At 69.6% G+C, this 24,046-nt stretch carries 25 protein-coding genes; 13 read left to right on the forward strand and 12 right to left on the reverse strand.

The window, feature by feature from the left end; all coding sequences use genetic code 11:
* From QP029_RS09830 to QP029_RS09845, 4 genes are all read left to right on the forward strand, one after another.
* Positions 1-1,167, forward strand: coding sequence for a THUMP-like domain-containing protein (locus tag QP029_RS09830; protein WP_284874136.1), 1,167 nt, complete (start codon positions 1-3; stop codon positions 1,165-1,167).
* 182 nt (positions 1,168-1,349) lie between these two features.
* Complete coding sequence (locus QP029_RS09835; protein ID WP_284874137.1) at positions 1,350-2,138, forward strand: electron transfer flavoprotein subunit beta/FixA family protein; 789 nt, start codon at positions 1,350-1,352, stop codon at positions 2,136-2,138.
* A gap of 33 nt (positions 2,139-2,171) precedes the next feature.
* Entirely contained in the window at positions 2,172-3,125 is a 954-nt protein-coding gene (locus QP029_RS09840) for an electron transfer flavoprotein subunit alpha/FixB family protein (protein WP_284874138.1), read from the forward strand.
* A gap of 49 nt (positions 3,126-3,174) precedes the next feature.
* Positions 3,175-4,257 (forward strand): cysteine desulfurase family protein, encoded by a 1,083-nt coding sequence (locus QP029_RS09845; protein ID WP_284876220.1) that lies wholly within the window; start codon positions 3,175-3,177, stop codon positions 4,255-4,257.
* A gap of 7 nt (positions 4,258-4,264) precedes the next feature.
* Here the strand turns inward: QP029_RS09845 and QP029_RS09850 are convergent, their stop codons facing one another.
* The 4 genes from QP029_RS09850 to QP029_RS09865 form a co-directional block, all read right to left on the reverse strand.
* Entirely contained in the window at positions 4,265-5,455 is a 1,191-nt protein-coding gene (locus QP029_RS09850; protein ID WP_284874139.1) for a type II toxin-antitoxin system HipA family toxin, read from the reverse strand.
* Complete coding sequence (locus QP029_RS09855; RefSeq protein ID WP_284874140.1) at positions 5,452-5,685, reverse strand: helix-turn-helix transcriptional regulator; 234 nt, start codon at positions 5,683-5,685, stop codon at positions 5,452-5,454. The genes QP029_RS09850 and QP029_RS09855 overlap by 4 nt, the downstream gene beginning before the upstream one ends.
* 134 nt (positions 5,686-5,819) lie before the next feature.
* A complete protein-coding gene (locus tag QP029_RS09860; RefSeq protein ID WP_284874141.1) occupies positions 5,820-6,722 on the reverse strand; it encodes a spermidine synthase in 903 nt (300 codons plus the stop codon).
* A gap of 24 nt (positions 6,723-6,746) precedes the next feature.
* Positions 6,747-7,064 carry a hypothetical protein gene (locus QP029_RS09865; protein ID WP_284874142.1) on the reverse strand — a complete coding sequence of 106 codons (318 nt, stop codon included), beginning with the start codon at positions 7,062-7,064 and terminating at the stop codon, positions 6,747-6,749.
* Positions 7,065-7,289: 225 nt separating this feature from the next.
* Here QP029_RS09865 and mnmA point away from each other — a divergent pair, with 225 nt between their 5' ends.
* Complete coding sequence (gene mnmA / locus QP029_RS09870) at positions 7,290-8,369, forward strand: tRNA 2-thiouridine(34) synthase MnmA (protein ID WP_284874143.1); 1,080 nt, start codon at positions 7,290-7,292, stop codon at positions 8,367-8,369.
* Positions 8,366-9,361 carry a uroporphyrinogen decarboxylase/cobalamine-independent methonine synthase family protein gene (locus QP029_RS09875; RefSeq protein WP_284874144.1) on the forward strand — a complete coding sequence of 332 codons (996 nt, stop codon included), beginning with the start codon at positions 8,366-8,368 and terminating at the stop codon, positions 9,359-9,361. Before mnmA ends, QP029_RS09875 begins: the two co-directional genes overlap by 4 nt.
* 494 nt (positions 9,362-9,855) lie before the next feature.
* Here the strand turns inward: QP029_RS09875 and QP029_RS09880 are convergent, their stop codons facing one another.
* From QP029_RS09880 to QP029_RS09895, 4 genes are read right to left on the reverse strand one after another with little or no spacing between them, the layout of a single operon-like run.
* The gene (locus tag QP029_RS09880; RefSeq protein ID WP_284874145.1) at positions 9,856-10,536 is read right to left on the reverse strand and encodes a 3'-5' exonuclease; all 681 of its coding nucleotides are present in this window, start codon (positions 10,534-10,536) and stop codon (positions 9,856-9,858) included.
* Between the two features lie 10 nt (positions 10,537-10,546).
* The gene (locus QP029_RS09885) at positions 10,547-10,840 is read right to left on the reverse strand and encodes a hypothetical protein (protein WP_284874146.1); all 294 of its coding nucleotides are present in this window, start codon (positions 10,838-10,840) and stop codon (positions 10,547-10,549) included.
* On the reverse strand, positions 10,841-11,845 hold the full coding sequence (locus tag QP029_RS09890) for a serine hydrolase domain-containing protein (protein WP_284874147.1): 1,005 nt from the start codon (positions 11,843-11,845) through the stop codon (positions 10,841-10,843). It abuts the gene before it with no gap.
* 21 nt (positions 11,846-11,866) lie between these two features.
* Entirely contained in the window at positions 11,867-12,448 is a 582-nt protein-coding gene (locus QP029_RS09895; RefSeq protein WP_284874148.1) for an ArsR/SmtB family transcription factor, read from the reverse strand.
* On the opposite strand from QP029_RS09895, the gene ligA reads away from it, so the two are divergent.
* Both ligA and QP029_RS09905 read left to right on the forward strand, forming a co-directional pair.
* The gene (gene ligA / locus QP029_RS09900) at positions 12,410-14,560 is read left to right on the forward strand and encodes an NAD-dependent DNA ligase LigA (RefSeq protein WP_432418675.1); all 2,151 of its coding nucleotides are present in this window, start codon (positions 12,410-12,412) and stop codon (positions 14,558-14,560) included. The genes QP029_RS09895 and ligA overlap by 39 nt on opposite strands.
* A gap of 48 nt (positions 14,561-14,608) precedes the next feature.
* Positions 14,609-16,600, forward strand: coding sequence for a gamma-glutamyltransferase family protein (locus QP029_RS09905; protein ID WP_284874150.1), 1,992 nt, complete (start codon positions 14,609-14,611; stop codon positions 16,598-16,600).
* 45 nt (positions 16,601-16,645) lie between these two features.
* Here QP029_RS09905 and QP029_RS09910 read toward each other — a convergent pair whose 3' ends face one another.
* From QP029_RS09910 to QP029_RS09920, 3 genes are all read right to left on the reverse strand, one after another.
* On the reverse strand, positions 16,646-16,768 hold the full coding sequence (locus QP029_RS09910; RefSeq protein WP_284874151.1) for a hypothetical protein: 123 nt from the start codon (positions 16,766-16,768) through the stop codon (positions 16,646-16,648).
* Positions 16,769-17,005: 237 nt separating this feature from the next.
* Entirely contained in the window at positions 17,006-17,395 is a 390-nt protein-coding gene (locus QP029_RS09915; protein ID WP_284874152.1) for a hypothetical protein, read from the reverse strand.
* A gap of 5 nt (positions 17,396-17,400) precedes the next feature.
* On the reverse strand, positions 17,401-18,069 hold the full coding sequence (locus QP029_RS09920; RefSeq protein WP_284874153.1) for an ACT domain-containing protein: 669 nt from the start codon (positions 18,067-18,069) through the stop codon (positions 17,401-17,403).
* 212 nt (positions 18,070-18,281) lie between these two features.
* On the opposite strand from QP029_RS09920, the gene gatC reads away from it, so the two are divergent.
* The 3 genes from gatC to QP029_RS09935 all read left to right on the forward strand — a co-directional run bounded on the left by gatC (position 18,282) and on the right by QP029_RS09935 (position 21,208).
* Entirely contained in the window at positions 18,282-18,581 is a 300-nt protein-coding gene (gene gatC / locus QP029_RS09925) for an Asp-tRNA(Asn)/Glu-tRNA(Gln) amidotransferase subunit GatC (protein ID WP_284874154.1), read from the forward strand.
* Between the two features lie 2 nt (positions 18,582-18,583).
* Positions 18,584-20,068 (forward strand): Asp-tRNA(Asn)/Glu-tRNA(Gln) amidotransferase subunit GatA, encoded by a 1,485-nt coding sequence (gene gatA / locus QP029_RS09930; RefSeq protein WP_284874155.1) that lies wholly within the window; start codon positions 18,584-18,586, stop codon positions 20,066-20,068.
* A 264-nt stretch (positions 20,069-20,332) separates the two neighbouring features.
* The gene (locus tag QP029_RS09935; RefSeq protein ID WP_284874156.1) at positions 20,333-21,208 is read left to right on the forward strand and encodes a siderophore-interacting protein; all 876 of its coding nucleotides are present in this window, start codon (positions 20,333-20,335) and stop codon (positions 21,206-21,208) included.
* Here QP029_RS09935 and QP029_RS09940 read toward each other — a convergent pair.
* Complete coding sequence (locus tag QP029_RS09940; protein WP_284874157.1) at positions 21,205-21,525, reverse strand: hypothetical protein; 321 nt, start codon at positions 21,523-21,525, stop codon at positions 21,205-21,207. The genes QP029_RS09935 and QP029_RS09940 overlap by 4 nt on opposite strands.
* A gap of 44 nt (positions 21,526-21,569) precedes the next feature.
* Between QP029_RS09940 and QP029_RS09945 the strand changes: the two genes are divergently transcribed.
* A complete protein-coding gene (locus QP029_RS09945) occupies positions 21,570-23,003 on the forward strand; it encodes a DHA2 family efflux MFS transporter permease subunit (RefSeq protein ID WP_284874158.1) in 1,434 nt (477 codons plus the stop codon).
* A 10-nt stretch (positions 23,004-23,013) separates the two neighbouring features.
* The gene (locus QP029_RS09950) at positions 23,014-24,045 is read left to right on the forward strand and encodes a 6-phosphofructokinase (protein WP_284874159.1); all 1,032 of its coding nucleotides are present in this window, start codon (positions 23,014-23,016) and stop codon (positions 24,043-24,045) included.
* Position 24,046 lies beyond the last annotated feature (1 nt).

The raw sequence follows: 24,046 nt of genomic DNA on the forward strand, positions 1-24,046 counted from the left end.
GTGGCCTTCGACCGCGACGAGGTGGCCTTCCTGGCCGCCCACACCGACGACATCACCGAGGTGACCGGCGAGCTCGGCCTGACGTCCTCGAGCACGCTTGCCGACGCCGCCGTGCTCCGCACCCGCTTCGGCACGTACGGCCGAGCCGTCGCGGAACTGGTCCGCGCCCGCGCCTCCGCCGCGGGGAAGTTCCCCGCCACCTGGCTCACCGACTCCGACGCCGCCCAGCAGGCCACCCCGCAGGTGGTGGCGGACCTGCGGGCCGCCCGCCTGGCCCGGGTCCTAGGTGAGGGGGCACTGATCCACGACGTGACCTGCTCGGTGGGGACGGAGGGGGCGCCGATCCGGGAGGCGGGCCTGCGCTACCTCGGCAGCGACCTCGACGACGTGCGCCTGCGCATGGCCCGCCACAACCTGGGGGAGCAGGCGTGGCTGGCCCGAGCTGACGCCCTGGCCCCCGTCAGCAGTCCGGCGGCGGTCGTCGCCGACCCCGCGCGCCGGGCCGGTGGTCGACGGATCACCCGCCCCGACCAGCTGCTGCCCCCGCTGCCGGACCTCATTGGTGCCTGGGCGGGCACCGAGCTGGCCGTCAAGTGCGCCCCGGGGCTGGACTTCTCGGACTGGGACGGGCTGGTCAGCCTCGTCAGCGTCGACGGCGGTGTCAAGGAGGCCTGCCTCTACACCCCCGGCCTGGCCGAGGGCGTGAGCCGGGAGGCCGTGACGTTCTCCCACGGCCACCTCGACCGGATCACCGACGCCGAGCCCGACGAGGTCGCGGTCGCCGACCCCGGCACCTTCCTCATCGACCCGGACGGGGCCGTCGTCCGCGCCGGGCTGGTCCGTCACTACGGTCACCGGGAGGGGTTGTGGATGCTCGACGAACGCATCGCCTACCTCACCGGCGACCGGATCCCCGTCGGCCGCAGTGGATTCCGGATCCTCGAGCAGGTGCCGCTGAAGAAGCTCAAGGCAGCGCTCCAGTCGCACGGGGCCGGCAGCGTGGAGATCCTCGTCCGGGGCGTCGACGTCGACCCGGACGTGCTCCGGAAGAAGCTCAGGCTCACCGGATCCCGCCCCATGGCGGTGGTGTGCACCCGCATCGGCCGGGCGGGCGTGGCCCTGGTCTGCGAGGCCCGGGAGTGGGCCACAGACGACGCGGTCGGTTAAATTTCATCCCCCGGCGGACGGTGAGCGGCAGTATCGGTGCAGCCCAGCGGGGGTACGCGGGGGCGTCGGTACGCCAGAATGTACTGATCGGTCTAGATGAGGGTTGCCTGAGCCGTCTGCCCCGGCCCTAGAGTAGACTTCCCTGCAGCCTGAAAAATCCCCGTCGAAAGGTGAACGCCCCGATGCCCACGATCGTCGCGCTGGTCAAACACGTCCCGGACACCTGGTCCGCCAAGACCCTGGAGGCGGACAACACCCTCGACCGTGTCTCCGTCGACTCGGTGATCGACGAGATCAACGAATACGCCATGGAACAGGCCCTCAAGCTCCGCGACGACAACCCGGACGCCGGTCTCCGCGTCGTCGCCCTGACCATGGGACCGGCCGGTGCGGACGAGGCGCTGCGCAAGGCCCTGGCCATGGGCGCGGACGACGCCGTCCACGTCCTCGACGAGGCACTCGCCGGCTCCGACGTCCTGGGCACCACCTGGGCCCTGACGAACGCGCTCAACACCATCGAGGACGTGCAGATCATCGTCGCCGGCAACTCCTCCTCCGACGGTGCCATGGGAGCCCTGCCCGGCATCCTCGCCGAGTACCGCCAGGTCCCGGCCCTGACCAACGTCCGCTCCGTCACCCTCGACGGCCAGACGCTCACCGCCGTGCGGGAGACCGCCGAGGGGCGCCACGAGCTCGCCGCCCAGCTTCCGGCCATCGTCTCGGTGACCGACAAGGCCGACAAGCCGCGCTTCCCCAACTTCAAGGGCCTCATGGCCGCGAAGAAGCACGAGATCACCGTCGTCGACCTCGCCGCCATCGGCGTCTCGCCCGAGCAGGTCGGCCTCGCCCACTCGGCCACCGCCGTCACCGCCGCCACCGAGCGTCCCGCCCGCGCCGGCGGCGACGTCATCCGTGGTGAGGATGCCGCGACGAAGGTCGCCGACTTCCTGGCCGCCGAGAAGTTCCTCTAGCCCCGACCAGCATCACCGCAAGGAGTCAGACACATGTCCACTGTTTACGTACTGGTCGAGCACGACGGCACCGACCTGACCGCCACCACCGCCGAGCTGATCACCGCCGCCCGCCCGCTCGGTGAAGTCACCGCCGTGGTCGTCGGCACCCCCGGCACCGCCCAGGGCCTCGCGCCCCGGCTGGCGGAGGCCGGCGCCGCCACCGTCGTCGCCGCCGAGGCCGCCGACGCCGACACCCGCCTCATCCTCCCGGCCGTCGACGCGCTCTCCATGCTCGCCGCCGCCGACCCCGCCCCGATCCTCGTCACCGCCGGTCCGACGGGCAACGAGATCGCCGGCCGCCTCGCCGCCCGCTTGGCCTCCGGTGTGCTCTGCGACGTCGTCTCCGTCAACGCCGACCGCACCGCCGAGCAGTCCGTCTTCGGCGACACCGTCCAGGTCTCCGCGGCCGTGGGCGGCGCCAGCCCGATCTACACCGTCCGTCCGGGCGCGGTCGAGGCCGCCCCGATCGCCGCCGCCGGCACGCTCACCCAGCTGCCGCTGCCCGAGGCCACCGCCAAGGACGTCCGCGTCACCGGTTTTACCCCGGCCGAGCGCGGCGACCGCCCCGACCTGGCGCAGGCCAAGGTCGTCATCGCCGGTGGCCGCGGCCTCGGTTCCCGCGAGGGCTTCACCGAACTCGCCGAGAAGCTCGCCGACGCCCTCGGCGGTGCCGTCGGCGCCACCCGCGACGCCGTGGACCTCGACTGGTACGACGGTAACTACCAGATCGGCCAGACCGGTGTCACCGTCTCCCCGGACCTCTACATCGGCCTCGGCGTCTCCGGTGCGATCCAGCACACCTCCGGCATGCAGACCGCGAAGAAGATCGTCGTGGTCAACAACGACGAGGACGCCCCCATCTTCCAGATCGCCGACCTCGGCGTCGTCGGTGATGTCGCCGACGTGGTCCCGGCGCTCATCACCGAGATCGAGTCCCGGAAGTAGGGGAGCTGCAGCGGTGAGCCACTTCCTCGACCACGCCGCCACCATGCCCATGCGGCAGGTGGCCGTCGACGCCTGGGTCGAGCATGCGCAGGCGCTCAACCCCGGCAGCCAGTACCGCTCCGGCCGGGCCGCCCGCAGCGTGCTCGACGACGCCCGCGAGACCATCGCCGGTCTCCTGGGCGCCGAGCCCATCGAGGTGATCTTCACCGCCTCCGGCACCGAGGCCGACAACCTCGCCGTCACCGGCCTCTACGAGGCCAGCCCGCTCACCCGGATCATCACCACCCCCATCGAGCACCCGGCCGTCCTCGAGACCGTGCGGGCCACCGGTGCCCAGGTGGACCACCTGCCGGTCGACGCCACCGGCCACGTCTGCGATCTGTCCCTGCTGGACACCCCGGCCGCGGTGGCCACGTGCATGTGGGCCAACAACGAGACCGGCGCCATCCAGCCCGTCGCCGAGTTCGCCGCCCGAGCCACCGCCGCCGGAACCCCGACGCACGTCGACGCCGTCCAGGTCGTCGGCCGCCTGCCCGTCGACTTCCACGCCCTCGGCGCGACCACCCTGGCCGCCAGCGCCCACAAGTTCGGCGGCCCTCGCGGCGCCGGCCTGCTCCTGGCCCGGCGCTCACCGGCACCCGTGCCGGTGCTCCACGGCGGTGGCCAGGAACGCGGCATCCGCCCGGGCACCCTCGACGTCGCCTCCGCCGCTGCCATCGCCGCGGCCCTGACGGAGGCCGTGGCCGAGATCGACTCCGAGGCCGCCCGCCTCGCCGCCCTGCGGGACCGGCTGCGCGAGGGGATCCTCACGCGTATCGACGACGTCGTGGTCCACACCGCCGAACCCGCCCTGCCCGGCCATCTCCACCTGTCCTTCCCCGGAGCGGAGGGCGACAGTCTCATCATGCTGCTCGACCAGCAGGGGGTGGAGGCCTCCACCGGGTCGGCCTGCTCTAGCGGCGTCAACCGGGCCAGCGACGTCCTCCTCGCCGCCGGGGTCAGCGACCACGACGCCCGCGGGGCCGTCCGTTTCACCCTCGGACGGGAGACCACCGACGACACCGTCGACGCCGTCCTCGGTGTGCTGCCCGACGTGGTCGCCCGGGCCCGCGCCGCCGGGATGGCGGGCTGAGACGTTCTCAGGCGCCCCAGGAACGTCGACGATGAGCCAGAACCCGGGTGAGATCCCGGGTCCGTCGGGCATCGTAAGCCGCGGCAGAGGTGATGACGTCTGCGGCACCCTCGGTCAGGCGCAGTGCCTCATCGGCGATGGATTCCGCCACCGGGCGAGGCAGTCCCCGGCCGTCCGTGTAGGCGAGGAATCTCCTGCGACTCAGGCCCGTCGTCGAACCACCCACTCGCAGAGCGAGATCGTGATCGCCGTACGGCACGGTGCTGGGGACGTCGTAGACGGGGCTGGGGACGAATCCCCGGCCGTCATGGAGTACGGAGAGATTCTTCGCGTGCAGGTCTCCGTTCCCGGTCAGCCACGCCATTGCCAACTGGAACGCGACAGTCCGTAGGGCCAGAAGAGGGGAATAGCAGACTCCGGTGATGGCGTCCGTGACTTCCTCGAAGCTCACCGTGTACTTCTCCGCGGGCCAGATTCCCAGCAGTTGGGCGGCGTCCTCCACCGCCATGCGCCGGGACCCGCTCCGGTCGAATCTCCGCACCATGAGACCCGCTCGACCATGACAATCATGAAGCAACGCGGTGTCCGCGTAGGGGATACGCAGGTTGTTGCCGGAGCCGATTCGGAAGCAGGCGGCCTCGTTCTCCACGAGTTGCGGATACTCCGGGGGTGAGATCTTGAGAATCGCGTCTGATCCGGCAGTTGTGACCGGGACCGCAATCGTCCGGGCGGAGGCCTTGTCCTGCACCCCGGCCATCGCCACCGGATCGGGCACCCCGTGCGAGGTCAGTGCCGCACTGAAGTCTGCGCCGGCGGGATCGCTGAGGTCCACGGTAGGGGTGGGGACGGCAGCGGGACCTCCCGCCGGAATCACGGCGACCGCCCCGACCGGATCCGCCCCGACGGCGAGAAGCAGGGACAGCTCGTCGTCCGCGGAGGTTTTGACACTTCGTCGCAACGCGCTCAGCCGACGTCCCTCGGGGAGGAGCCCGGCAAAGAATGGAGGAACCGCCCCACCCGCGGTCACCACAGGCTTCTCCGAGAGGGGAAGGGTGGTGGCCGCTGACGGAAGGCCGGAGGACAGATAGTCGTCCCGGTAGCGGAACTCCACGCCCTCGGACGTCCTCCGTAGAGATGCTGCGGGGACACCATCGACCAGGACATCCGCCTCGGGTATCTGCCGGACATCGGCGATCACCGTCGAACTCCCTGGCGGGAGGTGAGCGGGTCCCAGGTGGCCAGCTCAAGGGTGAACCCGAGGACGTCGAGCACCTTCATCAGGGTGTCCATGCGCAGGCTGGGTTTTCCGCTTTCGATGTCCCTGATCAGTCGTTCGGACACGCCAGCGAGTGCGGCGAGCTCCGCCTGCCGGAGCCCGAGATCACGGCGTCGAATTCGGGTGGCGTCGCCGAGCTCCGTAGGGGTCATCGTGCCTCCTTCGCCTGTGCGGCATGATCGTGCCGGTTACGGGCAGTGTAGGTGACGACGGGCGGAATGTCGAGCATAATCGGCACGATCAAACCGGAAATTGCGGGCGGGCCAGGTTCCTGGCCTGCCACTCGTCATGAACGGCACGATCGCTCCGGTGACTCGGGGTGGGGTGTGGCCCCGGAGAAGAATCGGCGCGTCCACGTCTCGTCCTTGAACTGGGCCGGCACCGCGCCGCCGAGCAGTTCCCGGGTGATGGCGGCAGCTTCAACTGATCCGTCGGCGGGCAGCTCCCGGTCGGAACCGAGCAGGACGATGTTGCCGTAGCGCCGACCCTTGAGCATCGGCGGATCGGCGATGACCGCGAGGTGGTCGAAGACCTCCGCCATGCCCGCCAGTTCCGCTTTGGCGTTGGACAGGTCGGAGTGGTCGCCGCAGTTGGCCACGTAGAGCCCGCCGGGGGCGAGGGAGGAGTGGACGGCGCGGAAGAAGGAAGGCGTCGATAAGCCGGCCGGGGTGCGCGCTCCGGCGAAGACGTCCCGGATGAGGATGTCGCGGCTGGCGGGGACGAAGCCGCGGGTGACCTCGCCGGCCTCGCCGACCCGGATCTTCACTGTCGGCGCGCGGGGGATGTCGAACCACTCGCGCACGTAGGTGGCCAGTGTCGCGTCGAGCTCGACGACGGTGTGCCGGGACTCCGGCCACACGTGGGCGAGGTACCGGGCCATGGAGCAGGCGGCCCCACCGAGATGGGTGACGCGCAAGGTCGCGGGGTCCAGGTGCTCGGCGACGAAGGGCTCGATGATCGCCGCCATCCACCGCATGTACTCGAAGTCAAGCTGCTCGGGATGGCCGATCCGGACATGGGAGGAGGGGACGCCGTTGACCATGAGGGTCCACGCGTCCGGGTAGAAGTCGTCGGCGACGAGCTCGGCGGTGCCGGTGGTGATCTCGTGGGTCCCGGCCACCGGTCCGCCGTCAGCGGTGTCCTGGGCGGTGTTTCCGGTGCGACGATTCTTCCCGCGTGATCTGGCCATGACAGATAATGCTAGCGGGCCTTCTCAGCGGGGCAGCATGACCTGGAAGGCCAGGCCGCCGATCGCGTCGAAGGCGAGGCAGGAGGAGGCGCGGAACGGGTCTAGCGTGGTGCAGTCGACGACCTCGGTGGTGCCGACGAGCGCCTCGCGTGCCCTGATGAGGGAGACGTAGGCGTCGTGCTCCTCCGTCATCCGGAAACCGCTGGACCCGCGCTGGTCGCCGAAGACGTCCGCCGGGGTCTGGACGTAATAGTCGTCCTGTCCCGTGTCCTGTGCGCCCGCATGCGGGGCGAGGGTGGCGGCGAGCAGGACGGTCGAGGTGACGGTGATCAGGCGGCGCATGGCGGGGCTCATTTCTGTGGCGTGGGAGAGCTCGGTGACGCCATCGTAGACCGACAGTGATTGTCGATAGGTCGGATTCGAGGCCCAATGGGCGCTCGGGTTAGGTACGCAGGGTGACAGGAAATTAGTGATACTTCACCGAGAAGATTACGCTGCGGGGTGACACGACCGGGCCTGATCCGGCCCATCCCACCCACCCCACCGACACCACAGGGAGGCACCCACATGCGCGTACTGGCGGCGATGAGCGGCGGCGTCGACTCCTCGGTGGCCGCGGCCCGGATGGTCGAGGCCGGCCACGAGGTCATCGGCGTCCACCTGGCGTTGTCCCGCGACCCGCAGACGGTGCGCGAATCCTCCCGGGGCTGCTGCTCGCTGGAGGACTCCTCCGACGCGCGGCGGGTGTGCGACAAGCTGGGCATCCCCTTCTACGTGTGGGACTTCTCCGACCGGTTTAAGTCGGACGTCATCGACGACTTCGTCGCCTCCTACGAGGCCGGGGAGACCCCCAATCCGTGCCTGCGCTGCAACGAGAAGATCAAGTTCGCCGCCCTCCTCGAACGCGGCATGGCCCTGGGGTTCGACGCCGTGGCCACCGGCCACTACGCCACCATCGACGCCGACGGCCACCTGCGCCGCTCCACCGATCCGGACAAGGACCAGTCGTACGTCCTCGGCGTGCTCACCCGGAATGAACTCGAGCACTGCCTGTTCCCGGTCGGCGACACCCCGAAGCCGCAGATCCGGGAGGAGGCCGCCCGCCACGGGTTCTCCACCGCCTCGAAGCCGGACTCCTACGACATCTGCTTCATCCCCGACGGCAACACCCAGGCCTTCCTCGGCGCCCGCATCGGCCTGCGCCCGGGCATGATCGTCGACCAGGACGGCACCGAGCTCAAGGAGCACGACGGCGCCTGGAACTACACCATCGGCCAGCGCAAGGGCCTGGACCTGCGCAACCCGGCCGCCGACGGCCGCCCGCGGTACGTCACCGACATCGACGCCGCCACCGGTACCGTCACCGTCGGCCCGCGCGACGCCCTCGGGGTCACCGAGATCACCGCCGACCGCCTCAAGGTGCTCCACCCGGTGATGAGCGGTTCCCTCGACGCGATCGTCCAGGTCCGCGCCCACGGCGGCATCACCGACTGCCGCGCCGACATCGACGGCGACACCATGACCCTCACGTTGTCCTCCCCGCTGCAGGGCGTGGCCCGCGGCCAGGCCGCCGTGCTCTACCTCCCGGACCCCGACGGCCAGGGTGACGTGGTGCTCGGCTCCGGCACGATCTGCGGTACCCGATGAGCGCCTACGGCCTGGGCGTCCTGCCCGGCACCTCGCTTATCGACGCCGCCGATGTCGTCCTCAGCGAAACCGGCACCTTCCCGCACCTTCCACAGCTGCCCGCCCGGGGCCTGAGCTCCGAGGCGATCGGCCGGACCGCCGGCCTGCTCGAGTCCGTCTCTGTCGACCGGGGCCCGCGCTCCTGGATCATGACCAACCGCCCCCAGCGGTCCACCCGGCGGATCTGGGACCGGCTGACCCGGGACCTCGACGAGTGCGAGCAGGCGTGGGGCACCACCCTCGACCACCTCAAGGTGCAGGTCACTGGCCCGTGGACGCTCGCCGCCTCGGTGGAGCTGGCCTCCGGTCACCGGGTGCTCACCGACCGGGGCGCGGTCCGCGACCTCACCGACGCCCTCATCGAGGGCGTCAACAACCACGTCCGCGACGTATCGACGCGCTTCCGGGCCCGGGTGAGCGTCCAGCTCGACGAACCGCTGCTGGCCGCCGTCAACAACGGCGACCTCCGCGGGGCCACCGACTTCAACCCGCTCCGCCCGGTCAATGTCAGAGACCTGGCCGAGCGCCTCGCCCACGTCGTCGACGGCCTCACCGCCGATGATGTCCTGCTCAACCAGACCGGCTACGCCCCGCTGTGGGATGTGGCCCGCGAGTCCGGCGTGACCACCGTCCAGGTCAACCCCGACCTGGTCACCGGCACCGCCCAGCTCGACGGCTTCGGACATGCCGTCAGCGGTGGCCTCCGGGTGGGCCTGGGCATCACCGACACCGACGACCGTATCGACGAACTGGGGGAGCGGCCCCGCTCGAAGGCCGTGGCCGTGGCCCGCTTCTTCGACCAGCTCGGCCTCGACCGCGGGTTGCTCACCACCGCCGTCGACGTCCATCCCCGCTCCGGCATCACCGAGGGCACGCTTGTCGACGCCGCCCATGCCTACCGCATGGCGGTGGCCGTGGAGAGGATGCTCGTCACCGACGCCGGCGACCTTTAGTCCGGCGGTGTTGTCCCTCGGCAGTCGGCGACCGCGCGGAGAAAATCCTCCGCCACCGCACCAGGGGAGCTGTGCCGGAGAAGGACGGCACGCAGGTGGCGTCGAAAGGTGCAGCTGCGCCGATTCTCGGGCGCACCGACCTTCCTGTGGGGTCTCGGACTGGTGTCACCGATGGTGTCGGCTACCTCCGGCGGGCAGAGCCACCTGGCTGGTGTGCTTCCGGCGGGGTGGTCGATCGTGGTCTGGGTGAACTCGGTGGCGTGTTTCCTGCTCAGCCCGGCCACCGCCGCCGCCCAGCTTCTCTCCCTCGGCCGGAGCTGGGACCGCGTCGGCATCGCCTACGTTCCCGACGGGCACGCTGTCGCTGGGCAGTCACCTGCTCGCCGAGGCCACGGGCCAGGGGGCCTGGGACATCGTCAGCCTCGGATTCCTCGCCCTGTTGGCCGTGCACTGGTCGGTGTCGGCGGTACGGGCGGTGACCTGGGTGGTCCAGGTCAGGACTGCATGGGCCAGGCGGTGTTGACATCCGAGGTGTCCTTGCCCTGCCCGGCAAGGTAGCGGCGGAAGTCCTCCTGACGTTCGTAGTAGCCCACGGCCTGCATCTCCATGAGCTCGCCGTGGCCCATCTCCGCCAGCTCCGGCCACATCTTGACCTGCTTCCAGGCGATGCGGGCGGCGGCGAGCGCATCCGAGGTGGCCTCGTGGGCGTTCTCCAGCTTGATGTTGTAGTGCTGCGACATGTCCGTCAGGGTGCGGCGGCCCTTGCGGTAGCGGTCCTTGATCTTGTCCACCACGAACGGGTCGAAGACGGGCCCGGTGACGGTGAAGTCGCCGGTGAGTTTGCGCAGCACCGACAGGTCGTAGCTGGCGTTGAAGACGATGAGGGTGAGCCCGTCCTCCCACGCCTGCCGGATGGCGGTGACGGTGTCGGCGAGGACCTCGTCGTGCGGGCGTCCCTCCGCGCGGGCCTTGTCGGTGGTGATCCCGTGGATGCGGGAGGCCTCCTCGGGGATCTCGACCCCGGGATCGGCGAGGTGCTCGACGGCGTTGACCTCGCGACCGTCGATACGCACCAGCGCCGAGGTGACGATGCGCGCCTCCGCCGGGAACTTCGACGTGGTCTCCAGGTCGAAGGAGAGCATGCGGGAGGCGTCAAAACCGGGCGAGTTCGTCATGCCTCATACCCTAGACGCCCACCCCGACACCGTTCTCCTCATGCCGGTGACCAGTGAGAAGACGGTGCGTCACCACCCCGGCGAGAATGCCGAGCAGGCCGGCCAACAGCCACCAGAGCGCGACCGGCACGGTGCCGTTCCAGATGGTCGGAATGAACCCCACAGCGAGGATGAGGATGGCGGTGGCGAGGAGATCCGTGACCATGTTCCGGCCCGATACGCTCCGGCGCCAGGCGCGACGGATGGACGGGACGGTGGAGATCAGCGCGAAGGCCACGAGGGCCCAGGAGATGATCGTGGTCATCTACTGCTCCTTCCAGAGGTGGTCGGCGACGGCGTCGACATCGTGCATGGTGTCGCCCACGGTGAACACCGCACGCTGCTGCTCCGGATCGACGATGAGGGTGGAGGAGTAGCCGTAGGTGCCGCCGTTGTGGGAATGGGAACCGTCCGGCCCCTCTCCCCAGGTGATTTCCGGTACCCCGCTGTCCAGGAGGAACCGGGCCCACCGTGCCATATCGGCCGGGGTGGAACGGAGGCCACCGGTGGGGCCGTACCCGTCCGTCTCCCAGGGCTGCGCCACTCGTCCGGTGGTGAGCAGACCTCGCGGGGCATCAGCCGGGACGGTGCCGGTCTCCATGAGGTAGGTGTCCGTCATCCCCAGGGGTTCGAGTATCTGCTCGTCGAGCAGGTGCCCGTAGGTGGTGTCGGCCTCGACGGCCAGCAACTGGCCGAGCAGGGCCACGCCGAGGTTGGAGTAGTCGAACTCACCCCGGCCACTCAGCGAGGCGGTGAGGGCATCGTCGATGACGTCCTCCGGGCTGGTCCCCTCGTAGGGGTTGGCACCGGTGAGAGAGGTGACCACGCTGGTGATGATCCCGTTGCTGCCGCCCAGCCGGGGCAGGCCCGAGGTGTGGTCGGCCAGTTCCCGGAGGGTGACGTCGGCGACCGCGGCGTCCCCGGCGTCGATGATCTCGCCGACCGTGGTGTCGAGGGTGACTCGGCCGGCCTCGATCTGGTTGATGAGGATCTGCGCGGTGAAGGTCTTGGTCACCGAGCCGATCTCGAACTCGGTGTGCTCGTCCGCGCCGAGACCGGCGAAGGTGACCTCGTCGCCGGCGACGGTGAACGCTGCGATGTTCCGGTGACCGGATTCGGCGTGCTCCGCCAGCCGGGCGGCGAGTGCCTCATCCCCGGTGCGTTCATCGGAGGGGGTGATGTGGTCGGGGCCGAGCACGAGCGCGGCAGCCGCGACGGCGAGCCCGACGACGACGGCGACGGCCAGTGCGGTGGTGGTCTTCGTCTGCATGGTGGGACTCCTAGTGGTCTTCTAGTGGTCTTCGCTGGCGGCGATGATGGTGAGCAGGGGAACGACCCGGGCGGAGCGTACCGAATGCCGTCCACCGGATTCCTTGGCCACCCAGCCGCCGGCCTGCAGTGCGCCGAGATGGTGGTAGGCCGTGCCGGTGGAGGAGACGACGTGCTCGTCGACCAACTCGGTGACTGTCGCCGGGGCGCACAGTAACCGGCGCAGGATCGCTCCGCGGACCGGGTGGGCGAGCGCGGCCAGCCGGTCGAGGTTGTCATCCCAGGGTTCGTCGACGAGGACATGGGTTGGCCGGTGCCACTGGTAGACCGCCCGGCGTCCGCCGATGGACACGTCGCCGGCGAAGATGACGGAGCCGTCGGGGAAGTCGCCGCGGCGGGGGAGTTCGTCGAGCAGCCACAGCGCATCGGCGTCGCCGGTCGGCGCGCCGGGTCGGGTGGGAGACGCAGGTTCCGTGGTGCCCGGTGTCGGAGTGCTCTGCGTCGGGGCGGCCTCGAGGGCGGATTCGAGTGCGTCGAGACGTGCCTCGACGGCGGCCAGCCGAGCATGCACGTCTGTGTCGGTGCGGTCGGAACGGGATTCCATAATTCCAAAACTACAGAACAATGGAATCGGTGGCAACGTCTAGAGATCGCCGACGTGACTGAGCAGCAGCAGAACCCCGAGGTCGACACCGATCTCCGCCGCCAGTGGAACGACCTCGCCGAGCAGGTCCGCCACCACCGCGACCTGTACTACAACGACCAGCCGGACATCCCGGACGCGGACTTCGACGCCCTGTTCCGGCAACTGCAGGAACTTGAGGCCGAGCACCCCGAACTCGCGGTGCCGGACAGCCCGACGATGGAGGTCGGCGCCCCCGCGGTGGTCAGCTCCACCTTCGCCAACGTCGAGCACCTCGAACGCATGATGAGCCTGGACAACGTCTTCGACGACGAGGAGCTCGCCGAGTGGCTGGCGCGCACCCCGAGCCAGACCTACCTCACCGAGCTCAAGATCGACGGGCTCTCGCTGGCGCTGGTCTACCGCGACGGCGTTCTCGAGCGGGCCGCCACGCGTGGCGACGGCCGGGTCGGCGAGGATGTGACCGCCAACGCGAAGGTCATCGACGACATCCCGCACGAGCTCACCGGCACCGAGGAGTTCCCCGTCCCGGCGCTCGTGGAGGTCCGCGGCGAGGTGTTCATCGCCGTCGAGGACTTCGCCGAGGTCAACGAGCTGCGTCAGGCCGAGGGCGGCAAGCCCTTCGCCAACCCCCGCAACGCCGCCGCCGGTTCGCTGCGGCAGAAGAATCCGGCGGACGTGCGCAAGCGGCGCCTGCGCATGGTCTGCCACGGCATCGGCGCGCGGGAGGGCTTTACGCCCGCCACCCAGCACGAGGCCTACACGGCACTCGCTGCCTGGGGCCTGCCCGTCAGCCCCTACATCGAGCAGGTCCATTCCCCGGAGGCGGTCCGCGAGAAGGTCGCCTACTGGGCCGACCACCGCCACGACGCCGTCTTCGAGATGGACGGCCTCGTGGTCAAGGTCGACTCCTACGCCGAGCAGCGCGCCCTGGGATCCACCAGCCGCGCACCGCGCTGGGCCATCGCCTACAAGTACCCGCCGGAGGAGGTGACCACCCAGCTCGTCGACATCCAGGTCGGTGTCGGCCGCACCGGCCGCATCACCCCCTTCGCCATCATGGAGCCCGTCTTCGTCGCCGGCTCGACCGTGTCCATGGCCACCCTGCACAACCAGACCGAGGTCCAGCGCAAGGGCGTGCTCATCGGGGACACGGTGGTCATCCGCAAGGCCGGCGAGATCATCCCCGAAGTCCTCGGACCCGTCGCGGACAAGCGCGACGGCAGCGAACGCGAATTCATCTTCCCCACGCTGTGCCCCTCCTGCGGCACGCGCCTGGCACCGCAGAAGGAGGGCGACGCCGACTGGCGCTGCCCCAACACCCGCAGCTGCCCCGCCCAACTCAGCGCTCGCCTGACCTATCTGGCCGGTCGCGGCGCCTTCGACATCGAGGCCCTCGGCGAAAAAGGCGCGCAGGATCTCATCCGCTCCGGCATCCTCGTCGACGAATCCGGCCTGTTCGACCTCACCGCCGAGGACCTGCTCGCCTCGAAGGTGTACACCACCAAGGCGGGCACGGTGAACGCCTCCGGCGAGAAACTCCTGGCCAACCTCGAATCCGCGAAGCAGGTGGACCTCTGGCGGGTCATCGTCGCCCTCTCCATCCGCCACGTCGGCCCGACCGCCGCCCGCGCACTCGCCGCCCGCTACCGCTCCCTGCCCGCGCTTATCGACGCCCCCGTGGACGACATCGCCGACACCGACGGCGTCGGCACGATCATCGCCGAAAGCTTCCGCGCCTGGTTCGAGGTGGACTGGCACCGCCAGATCGTCGACCGCTGGGCCGCCGCCGGCGTCACCATGGCCGACGACAGCGAGGACCTCGCCGAGCAGACCCTCGAGGGCCTGACCGTCGTGGTCACCGGCTCGCTCGAGGGCTTCACCCGCGACGGAGCCAAGGAGGCCATCCTCGCCCGCGGCGGCAAGGCGTCGGGCTCGGTGTCCAAGAAGACCTCCTACGTCGTCGTCGGCGAGAACGCCGGCTCCAAGGAGACCAAGGCCCGCGATCTGGGCCTGCCCATCCTCGACGAGGCCGGCTTCGTCCGCCTCCTGGAGACCGGATCGCCGGGATAGGGGCTGAAATCCCGCCCGCCGGAGTGTGAGGTGCATTACAGTTGATGAATGACGCCCATCACAAGCCCACGCTCCGTCCTGGTCGCCGTGTCCCTCACGGCGCTCGTGCTCAGCGCCTGCACCACCGCCGACCAGGAATCCACCGACACCACCGAAACCACCACCACGACCACCGCTGACGCGGCCCCGGCCGCCGAGGTCGCCCCCATCACCGCCAGCAACTGCGAGTTCGACGAGGCACCCGCCGGCGACGACGCCGGGGGAGAGGCCACCGGCGGCGAGAGCGACCGCGACATCACCACCAACCCGGAGATCGCCACCGGCTACCGCTCCGGCATGCAGGCGGTGCAGACCCAGTCCTTCTCGGTCGCCACGGCCAACCCCGTGGCCACCCGTGCGGCCTGCGACGTCCTGCTCCAGGGCGGCACCGCAGCGGACGCCGTCGTCACCGCCCAGTTCGTCCTCGGCCTGACCGAACCGCAGTCCTCCGGCATCGGCGGTGGCGGGTACATCCTCTATCATGACGCCGTCACCGGCGAGAACGTCGCCATCGACGGCCGCGAGGTCGCCCCGCTGGCCGCCGACGAGAACTACCTCATCCACGTCTCCCCCGAGGACCAGAGTGCACCCGTCCCGGACGCCCGCCGTTCGGGACGCTCCATCGGCGTGCCCGGCATCGTCGCCGCACTCGGCACCCTCCACGAGCGCTTCGGTGCCCGCGACTGGTCGGAGAACCTCACCCCGGCCAGTGACCTGGCCACCGAAGGTTTCGAGATCTCCCCGCGCATGGCAGCCTCCGTCGAGAGCTCCGCCGAGGACCTCGCCCGCGACCCCGAGGCCCGCGCCTACTTCCTCGATGCGGAGGGTGCGGCGAAGCCGGCCGGGACGGTGCTGCAGAACCCGGAGTATGCCGCGGTCGTCGACACGCTCGCGACAGACGGGCCCGACGCCCTCTACACCGGGGAGCTGGCCCAGTCCATCGTCGAGGCGGCCACGCGTGACGACGACGGCATGACCCCCTCGCTCATGACCACCGCCGACCTCGCCGGCTACACCCCGATCGAGCATGAGGTGCTGTGCGCGCCCTACCGCGAGACCGTCGTGTGCGGCATGCCCCCGTCCTCCTCCGGCGGTGTCGCCGTCCTGGAGACCCTGCGCCTGCTCGACGGCTTCGAGCTCGCCCAGCACGCCCCCGGCGAAGCCGGGCCCGACGGCGCACTGCCCACCCCGGCGGCCGTGCACCTCGTCTCCGAGGCCGAACGACTGGCCTACGCCGACCGCGACGCCTACATCGCCGACCCCGCCTTCACCGAGATCCCCGGCGGCGTCGGCGCCTTCCTCACCGACGGCTACATCGGTGAGCGCGCCGAACTCATCGACGAGAACGCCTCCATGGGTGTCGCCGAGCCCGGCGAACTCGTCCCCGCCATTGCCCGCGGCGCCGATCTGCCTGAACAGGGCACGACCCACATCAGCGTCATCGACGCCCAGGGCAACGCCGCCTCCGCCACCACCAGCATCGAGGCCGGCTTCGGCTCCTTCCACATGACCAACGGCTTCCTGCTCAACAACCAGCTCACCGACTTCTCCGCCGAGCCCGTCGGCGAGGACGGCGAGCCCGTGGCCAACCGCGTCGAGGCCGCCAAACGCCCCCGCTCCTCCATGTCGCCCATGCTCGTCTTCGACCGTGCCGACGGCGATGCTCCCGGCGACCTGCGCATGGTGCTCGGCTCCCCGGGCGGCTCCCTGATCATCCAGTACGTGGTGAAGACCCTGCTCAACATCGTCGACTGGGACATGAACCCCCAGCAGGCGGTCTCCGCCCCCAACTTCGGCGCCCGCAACACCGAGGACACCACCATCGGCGGCGAACACCCCCTCATGTCCGACAGTGACTCCCTCGTCTCCGGGCTGGAGGACCTCGGCCACACCGTGGACACCGAGGACCAGTCCAGTGGTCTTTCGGCACTCGTGGTCACCGAGGACGGCATCATCGGAGGAGCCGACCCGAGACGGGAGGGCATCGTCCTGGGTGGTTAGACGCTCAGCGAGTACGGACAGGAGACCCGGCCCGGAGCACCGACATCACGCCCGGTGCGGCGGGCCGGGAATGAGCGCCGCCACGAGAAAGATGATGGGCGCAAGTGCCGGGAAGAACACCGCCACAGGGTCCGGTAGACGGGTCTCCCAGGTCGTCGTCGTGGCCACGAACCACAGGCAGTTGCCCCACCCGACCAGCGCGAGACCCCGGCCGCCAGCGCCGTGACGAGCGCACCCACCCGCAGATCACGACGTCGTATGACGACGAACCCGACGGCGAGGAGTCCGGCCGCGACCCCGATTCCCGCGGCGATCGGCAACAGATCGAAGGAGCGGTAGTCCTCGAACACGATCCAGAACATCAGGCCGTGGAGGAGAGCCGAGGCACCCATTCGAACTGCGGGGTCACGGTCGGCTTTCCCGGGGAGTGTCGCGGGCGGCCTTTCTGGCTGCGCTGACATGGAGAATGACACCGACGACGGCCAGGAACCAGGTGATGTTGATGATCGACCCGTCGAGGGTGCCGTACTGCCACCACGCGACGATCCAGGAACCCCAGCCCACGAAACAGAGAAGGCTGGCCAGCAGCCCGAGGAGACTGCGCCAGCGATCGCGCCTGAGATGGGGGATGAGCAGGACGGCGGCGAGCAAGGCGCCGAGGGTGGCCATCCACGCGGTGATGATCAGCGAGTGGTGCGGGACGAGGAATCCCAGCAGGACGAACAGGCCGAACATCGCGGCCTGGAACCAGGCGGAGAAGCGGAGCAGTCGCTGACTGCTGGGGATCCCGGGCAAGTGGCTCAACTGAGGATCGCGCCGACGATGCGGCCGATGTGGCCGAGATGCTGGACTTCGCTGGCGAGGAAGTCCGGGCCGCCGGTACGCCCGACAACGAGGACCATGCCGGTGCCGACCAGGGGAGTGGCAGCCAGGGAGGAGTCGAGCAGCCCCCACGATTCCGGGACCCAGTCCTCGGCCTCCGCGTTGAGCATGCGGGCCTGGGCGACGTCGATGCTCACCGGGCTGGAGCCGTCATCCTCCGGCGCCGCCAGGGACGCGGCGACGCGGGTGATGGGGGAGTCCACGGCGTCGTCAAGCACGATGGCCCACGACGCGGTCATGGACTGCGGGGTGACGGTGACCAGCTCCTCCATGGCGCGGGGGATGGTGCGGGAGAACGCGGCGACCTTGGCCAGCATCTCGATCTGGCCGCGACGGTCCACCCGACCGGAGAAGGGGCGGATCGAGTCGACCTCCACGCCCTCGATGGAGTTCGCGGCGGTGATGAGCGTGTCCGCCATGACCGTGTTGGGCAGGCCGACGACGATGTCATCCATCACCGTGCCGTCGGGGAACACCTCCACGATGTCGACCGACTGGATGTTTCCGCCGGCGTATCCGATGGCCTCCGCGAGTTGTCCCAGGCTTCCCGGGACATCGGGGAGCAGGACGCGGATGAGAAACGACATGGTGGGGAAGACTCCCTTTCAGTGGAGCTCGTGATCGTGCGGGGGTGGTACCCGGGGAACCCGGTATAACACTGCTGACGCTGCCTTCATCATAGGCAACGCTTACGGTCGTGTGTGCGAACTCGAGGGCAAACCCTCACAATCTCCGCTTCCGGCCCCTGCAGTAGCATGGGACGAGTTCATTCGTAGACGTGTAAAGGATTGAGCCCGCAGTGTCCGAAATTTCGCGTGACGAGGTCGCCCACCTCGCGAAGCTGTCCCGCCTTGCGCTCAGCGACGACGAACTGAAGAAGTTCGCCGGCCAGATCGACGAGATCGTCGCCAATGTCTCCGCCGTGCAGCAGGTCGATGCCGACGGCGTTGAGCCGATGAGCCACCCGCACTCGATCACCACGTCCATGCGTGAGGACGTCGTCGTCCCCACCCTCACCGCCGAGCAGGCCCTCGACCAGGCCCCGGCCGTCGAGGACGACCGCTTCGTCGTCCCGCAGATCCTCGGGGAGGAGCAGTAACCATGACCACCTACACCGTCCCCGAGACCGGACTGACCTCGCTCACCGCCGCCGAGCTGGCCGAGAAGATCCACTCCCGTGAGGTCACCTCGCGGGAGGTCACCCAGGCCCACCTCGACCGCATCGCCGAGACCGACGAAACGATCAACGCCTTCCTCCACGTCGGTGCCGACGAGGCCCTGGCCGCCGCCGACGCCGTCGACGCCTCCCTGGACAAGGGCGAGGCCCCCGCCTCCGCCCTGGCCGGTGTGCCGCTGGCGCTCAAGGACCTGCTCACCACCACCGACGCCCCGACGACCGCCGCGTCGAAGATGCTCGAGGGCTGGATGAGCCCCTACGACTCCACCGTCACCCGCAAGCTCCGCGAGGCCGGCATCCCCATCCTGGGCAAGACCAACCTCGACGAATTCGCCATGGGCTCTTCCACGGAGAACTCCGCCTACGGCGTCACCCGCAACCCCTACGACCTCGACCGCACCCCGGGCGGCTCCGGCGGCGGTTCCTCGGCGGCACTCGCCGCCGGGCAGGCTCCGCTGGCCATCGGCACCGACACCGGCGGCTCCATCCGCCAGCCCGCCGCGCTGACCAACACCGTGGGCGTCAAGCCGACCTACGGCACCGTCTCCCGCTACGGACTCATCGCCGCCGCCTCCTCCCTGGACCAGGCCGGGCCCACCGCCCGCACCGTCCTCGACACCGCCCTCCTGCACGAGATCATCGCCGGACACGACTCCTTCGACGCCACCAGCGTCGACCGTGAGGTCGCCCCAGTCGTCGCCGCCGCCCGCGACGGCGCCACGGGCGACCTGTCCGGCGTCAAGGTCGGCGTGGTCAAGCAGTTCGATCGCGACGGCTGGCAGCCCGGCGTCATGGACAACTACCACGCCTCCCTCGAACAGCTGGTCAACCAGGGTGCCGAGCTTGTCGAGGTCGACTGCCCCCACTTCGACGACGCCCTCGCCGCCTACTACCTCATCATGCCCTGTGAGGTCTCCTCCAACCTCGCCCGATTCGACGGCATGCGTTACGGCCTGCGCGCCGGCGACGACGGCTCCCACTCCGCCGAGGACGTCATGTCGCTGTCCCGCGCAGAAGGCTTCGGCCCGGAGGTCAAGCGCCGCATCCTCATCGGCACCTACGCCCTGTCGGTCGGCTACTACGACGCCTACTACCTGCAGGCCCAGCGCGTGCGCACCCTCATCGCCCGCGACTTCACCGCCGCATTCGAGAAGGCTGACGTCCTGGTCACCCCGACCACCCCGACCACCGCGTTCAAGCTCGGGGAGAAGACCTCCGACCCGCTGGAGATGTACAACTTCGACCTGTGCACCCTCCCGCTCAACCTCGCGGGCCTGTGCGGCATGTCCGTCCCGGCCGGTGTCGCCTCCGACACCGAGCTGCCCGTCGGCCTGCAGATCATGGCCCCGGCGTTCGCCGACGACCGCCTCTACCGCGTCGGCGGTGCCTTCGAGGCCGGGCGTCGGTAGTCCTTACCCCAGGGCCCCAGGGTCCCAGGGTTCGGGATCACGCCGTCGACAGGGCGGGTGATCCCGAATTGGAGCACCCCGGGAGGCAACCGGGAGCGGTGACAGATCAACAAAGGCACTTTTCTGTCGAGGTTGGCCGGAAAACCGGGGCCGGGAGCGGCACAGTGGACAGATAAGTGCCTTCCACCCGGGCGAGCCGGTCCGAAACAGAACCTGCCACCCCGCCGAACACCACGATCTGAGCGATAAGTTAGGGTTGCCTACATGAACAACCCCGCGAAGCCCGTCCGTCGTGCCCTCGAGGCCCGGGTCACCGACAAGGTCCAGCTCTCCCCGGACCTCATCCGACTGACCTTCAGCGCCCCCGGTCTCAAGGGCCGCGACCTGCCGCACACGGACCACTACATCAAGCTGCTGTTCGTGCCGGAGGAGGCCGACTACTCCTGGCCGTACGACCTGCCGGAGATCCGGGAGACCTTGCCCCGCACCCTCCACCCGGTGACCAGGACGTACACGCTGCGCCGGGTGGACACGACCTCGGGGGACATCGAGGTCGACTTCGTCACCCACGGCACCGAGGGCCTGGCCGGACCGTGGGCACAGGATGCCACGGTCGGTGACGTCATCCCCTTCGTCGGCCCAGGTGGTGCCTGGCACCCGGACGAGGATTACGGGCACTTCGTGTTCGCGGGCGATGAATCGGCAGCACCGGCGATCGCGGCGGGCGTCGAGAAGCTCCCGGCCGGCGCCACCGCGGACGTGTACGTGGAGATCTCCACCACCGGCGCCGAGTTTCTCATGCCGCGCCGTGAGGGCGTGACCATGCACTGGGTCCACCGGGAGGGGGCTACGCACGGCACCGCGCTGTCGCAGGCGGTGCGCGACGCCGGCATCCCCGAGCAGCGGACCAGCTGGTTCATCCACGGCGTGGCCGAGATGATCAAGGAGCTGCGTCGCTTCCTCTTCGTCGACGGCGGGGTGGACAAGAAGGACGTGTCCATCTCCGGCTACTGGCGCCTCGGGATGACCGAGGACCAGTGGCAGTCCTCGAAGCGTGACTTCGTCACTGAGCTTGAGGAGCTTGAGGCGCTCGAGGCCGCCGAAGAAGCCGAGGTTGCCGGGGACGCCGACACCAATTAACGGTCCGCCAGCACCCCGGCCGCACCCGCGGCGACCGTGGTGACGGTGAGCACGGCCGGCCAGGAACCGATCTTCTTCGCCAGCGGGTGGGAGGCGCCGAAACCGCCGACGTAGAGGGCGGTGAGTCCGGCGGTGGTCAGTGGGTCGGTCTTGGCCAGCCAGCTGCGGACGGCCCAACCGCCGGCGGCGGCGAGGACGGCCCCGCCGAGGGGGCGGATACCGGTCTCGCGGGCGGTGAGCCACCCGCCGACCAGGCCGAGGCCGACGACGGCGGCGGTGTTGACGTTCTTCGGATCCTTGATGTCGATCATGCTCATGCCCTGATCCTAACCGGGTGCCCGGCTCCGCTACAGTCGGTCCAATGACCAGCCCCATGGACAACTCCGCCTCCACGGTGCTCCCGAAGCCCCAGGCCTGGCGCGCGCTCGCGGCCCTGTGCCTGGGGTTCTTCATGATCCTCGTCGATCAGACGATCATCGCGGTGGCCACCCCGGCGCTGCAGCGTGAGCTCGGCGCCAGCCTCAACCAGGTGGTGTGGGTGACGTCGATCTACCTATTGTGCATCGTGGTGCCGTTGTTCTTCACCGGTCGGCTGGGTGACCGCTTCGGTCAGCGCACGGTCTATCAGGTCGGGATCGCGGTGTTCACGTTGGCGGCGGTGGCGGGCGCGTTCGCCCCGAGCATCGAGGTGCTCATCGCCACCCGTGCGGTGCAGGGGCTGGGGGCGGCGATCCTCACCCCGCAGACGATGAGCGTGATCAACCGTGTCTTCGCCCGGGAGCACCGCGGTGCCGCGCTCGGCGTGTGGGGTGCGGTCGGCTCGGTGGCCAGCCTCGTCGGCCCGGTCCTCGGCGGATTCATCGTGGGCACCGTCGGTTGGCAGGGCATCTTCCTGCTGCATGTGCCGGTCGGCATCACGGCCCTCATCCTCGCCGGCCTGTGGGTGCCACGCCTGCCCACCTACGCCCGGCGTATCGACGCCCCCTCCGTCGCCGTCTCCATCCTCGGCATGACCGCACTCGTCTTCGCCATCCAGCAGGGCCCGGAGTTCGGCTGGCCCGCCTGGTCGGTGGCGCTCCTGCTCAGCGGCCTGGTCCTCATCGCGCTGTTCATCCGGCTGCAGGCGACGGCCACCCGGCGGGGGAGTGAACCCCTGGTGCCGCTGGAGATCTTCCGCAACCGCAACTACTCCATCGGCACGTTCTCCATCGCGATGATGGGTTTCACCGTCTCGTCGATGATGTTGCCGATCATGGTGTGGCTGCAGGAGGGCCGCGGCCTCACCTCCGGCCAGGCGGGTCTGATGATGGTGCCCATGGCGGTCGTCGCCATGATCGGTTCCCCCATTGTCGGCCCCCTCGCCGACCGCTACCACCCGCGCATCATGTCCATGATCGGCTTCGGCACCGTCACCGGCGCCCTCCTCCTGGCCTGGGCGATCATGCGTATCGACGCCCCCGTGACTCTCTTCCTCCTCCCCATCGCCCTCTTCGGGCTGGGCAGCGCCTTCGTGTGGGCACCGAACTCCGCCACCGCGATGCGCGATGTCGACATTGCCCACATGGGTGCCGCGTCCGGGGTGTACAACACCACCCGCCAGACCGGCGCGGTCCTCGGTGCCGCGGCCGTCGGCGCCGCCATGCAGGTGGGTGCGGAGCAGCTCGGGGTGGTCGACGGCATGGCCAACGCGCTGCTGCTGCCCAGCCTGGCACTGTTCCTCGGTTTCCTCTCCGTGGCCTTCTTCCGCCGCACCTCTCCGTCCCCTCCCGTCGCAGGAGAACGGGCACGGGGATAGAGTGGTCACCATGCGACTTGCCACCCTCACCTCCGGCGGCGACTGCCCCGGTCTCAACGCCGTCATCCGCGGAATCGTCCGTACCGCCAGCGCCGAGTTCGGCTCGACCGTCGTCGGGTACGAGGACGGCTGGGTCGGCCTCCTGGAGGACCGCCGCGTCGACCTCTACGACGACGAGCACATTGACCGCATCCTCCTGCGCGGCGGCACGATCCTCGGCACCGGCCGCCTCCACCCGGACAAGTTCAAGGAGGGGATCGACCAGATCAAGGAGAACCTCGCCGACGCGGGCATCGACGCACTCATCCCCATCGGCGGCGAGGGCACCCTCAAGGGCGCGCAGTGGCTGGCAGACAACGGCATCCCCGTGGTGGGCGTGCCCAAGACCATCGACAACGACGTCAACGGCACCGACTACACCTTCGGTTTCGACACCGCCGTCGCCGTGGCCACCGATGCCGTCGACCGGCTGCACACCACCGCCGAGTCCCACAACCGCATCCTCATCGTCGAGGTCATGGGCCGCCACGTCGGCTGGATCGCCCTCCACGCCGGCATGGCCGGCGGCGCCCACTACACCGTCATCCCCGAGGTTCCGTTCAACATCGCCGAGATCTGCAAGGCCATGGAACGCCGCTTCCAGATGGGTGAGAAGTACGGCATCATCGTCGTCGCCGAGGGTGCCGCCCCGGAGGAGGGCACCATGGAGCTCAAGTCCGGTGGGGTCGACCAGTTCGGCCACGAGATCTTCACCGGCATCGGTCAGCAGATCGCCGACGAGATCCACGCCCGCCTGGGCCATGACGTGCGCACCACCGTCCTCGGCCACATCCAGCGCGGCGGCACCCCCACCGCCTTCGACCGCGTGCTGGCCACCCGTTACGGCGTGCGCGCGACCCGTGCGGTCCACGAGGGCAAGTTCGGCACCTGTGTGGCGCTCGACGGCGAGCGGATCATCAACATCCCGCTCGAGGAGGCCGTCGGGCACCTCAAGACCGTGCCACTGGACCGCTACAACACCGCGCAGGCGATGTTCGGCTGAG

Origin of the sequence: Corynebacterium suedekumii (genome assembly GCF_030252185.1) — a bacterium.
Lineage (GTDB): Bacteria > Actinomycetota > Actinomycetes > Mycobacteriales > Mycobacteriaceae > Corynebacterium > Corynebacterium suedekumii.

Coding starts and splice junctions, on each gene's coding strand:
- QP029_RS09835 (WP_284874137.1), top strand. CDS start 1,350: ATGCCCACGATCGTCGCGCTGGTCAAACACGTCCCGGACACCTGGTCC.
- QP029_RS09840 (WP_284874138.1), top strand. CDS start 2,172: ATGTCCACTGTTTACGTACTGGTCGAGCACGACGGCACCGACCTGACC.
- QP029_RS09845 (WP_284876220.1), top strand. CDS start 3,175: ATGCGGCAGGTGGCCGTCGACGCCTGGGTCGAGCATGCGCAGGCGCTC.
- QP029_RS09855 (WP_284874140.1), bottom strand. CDS start 5,685: ATGACCCCTACGGAGCTCGGCGACGCCACCCGAATTCGACGCCGTGAT.
- QP029_RS09860 (WP_284874141.1), bottom strand. CDS start 6,722: ATGGCCAGATCACGCGGGAAGAATCGTCGCACCGGAAACACCGCCCAG.
- QP029_RS09865 (WP_284874142.1), bottom strand. CDS start 7,064: ATGCGCCGCCTGATCACCGTCACCTCGACCGTCCTGCTCGCCGCCACC.
- mnmA (WP_284874143.1), top strand. CDS start 7,290: ATGCGCGTACTGGCGGCGATGAGCGGCGGCGTCGACTCCTCGGTGGCC.
- QP029_RS09875 (WP_284874144.1), top strand. CDS start 8,366: ATGAGCGCCTACGGCCTGGGCGTCCTGCCCGGCACCTCGCTTATCGAC.
- QP029_RS09880 (WP_284874145.1), bottom strand. CDS start 10,536: ATGACGAACTCGCCCGGTTTTGACGCCTCCCGCATGCTCTCCTTCGAC.
- QP029_RS09885 (WP_284874146.1), bottom strand. CDS start 10,840: ATGACCACGATCATCTCCTGGGCCCTCGTGGCCTTCGCGCTGATCTCC.
- QP029_RS09890 (WP_284874147.1), bottom strand. CDS start 11,845: ATGCAGACGAAGACCACCACCGCACTGGCCGTCGCCGTCGTCGTCGGG.
- ligA (WP_432418675.1), top strand. CDS start 12,410: ATGCACGTCTGTGTCGGTGCGGTCGGAACGGGATTCCATAATTCCAAA.
- QP029_RS09895 (WP_284874148.1), bottom strand. CDS start 12,448: ATGGAATCCCGTTCCGACCGCACCGACACAGACGTGCATGCTCGGCTG.
- QP029_RS09905 (WP_284874150.1), top strand. CDS start 14,609: ATGACGCCCATCACAAGCCCACGCTCCGTCCTGGTCGCCGTGTCCCTC.
- QP029_RS09920 (WP_284874153.1), bottom strand. CDS start 18,069: ATGTCGTTTCTCATCCGCGTCCTGCTCCCCGATGTCCCGGGAAGCCTG.
- gatA (WP_284874155.1), top strand. CDS start 18,584: ATGACCACCTACACCGTCCCCGAGACCGGACTGACCTCGCTCACCGCC.
- QP029_RS09935 (WP_284874156.1), top strand. CDS start 20,333: ATGAACAACCCCGCGAAGCCCGTCCGTCGTGCCCTCGAGGCCCGGGTC.
- QP029_RS09940 (WP_284874157.1), bottom strand. CDS start 21,525: ATGAGCATGATCGACATCAAGGATCCGAAGAACGTCAACACCGCCGCC.
- QP029_RS09945 (WP_284874158.1), top strand. CDS start 21,570: ATGACCAGCCCCATGGACAACTCCGCCTCCACGGTGCTCCCGAAGCCC.
- QP029_RS09950 (WP_284874159.1), top strand. CDS start 23,014: ATGCGACTTGCCACCCTCACCTCCGGCGGCGACTGCCCCGGTCTCAAC.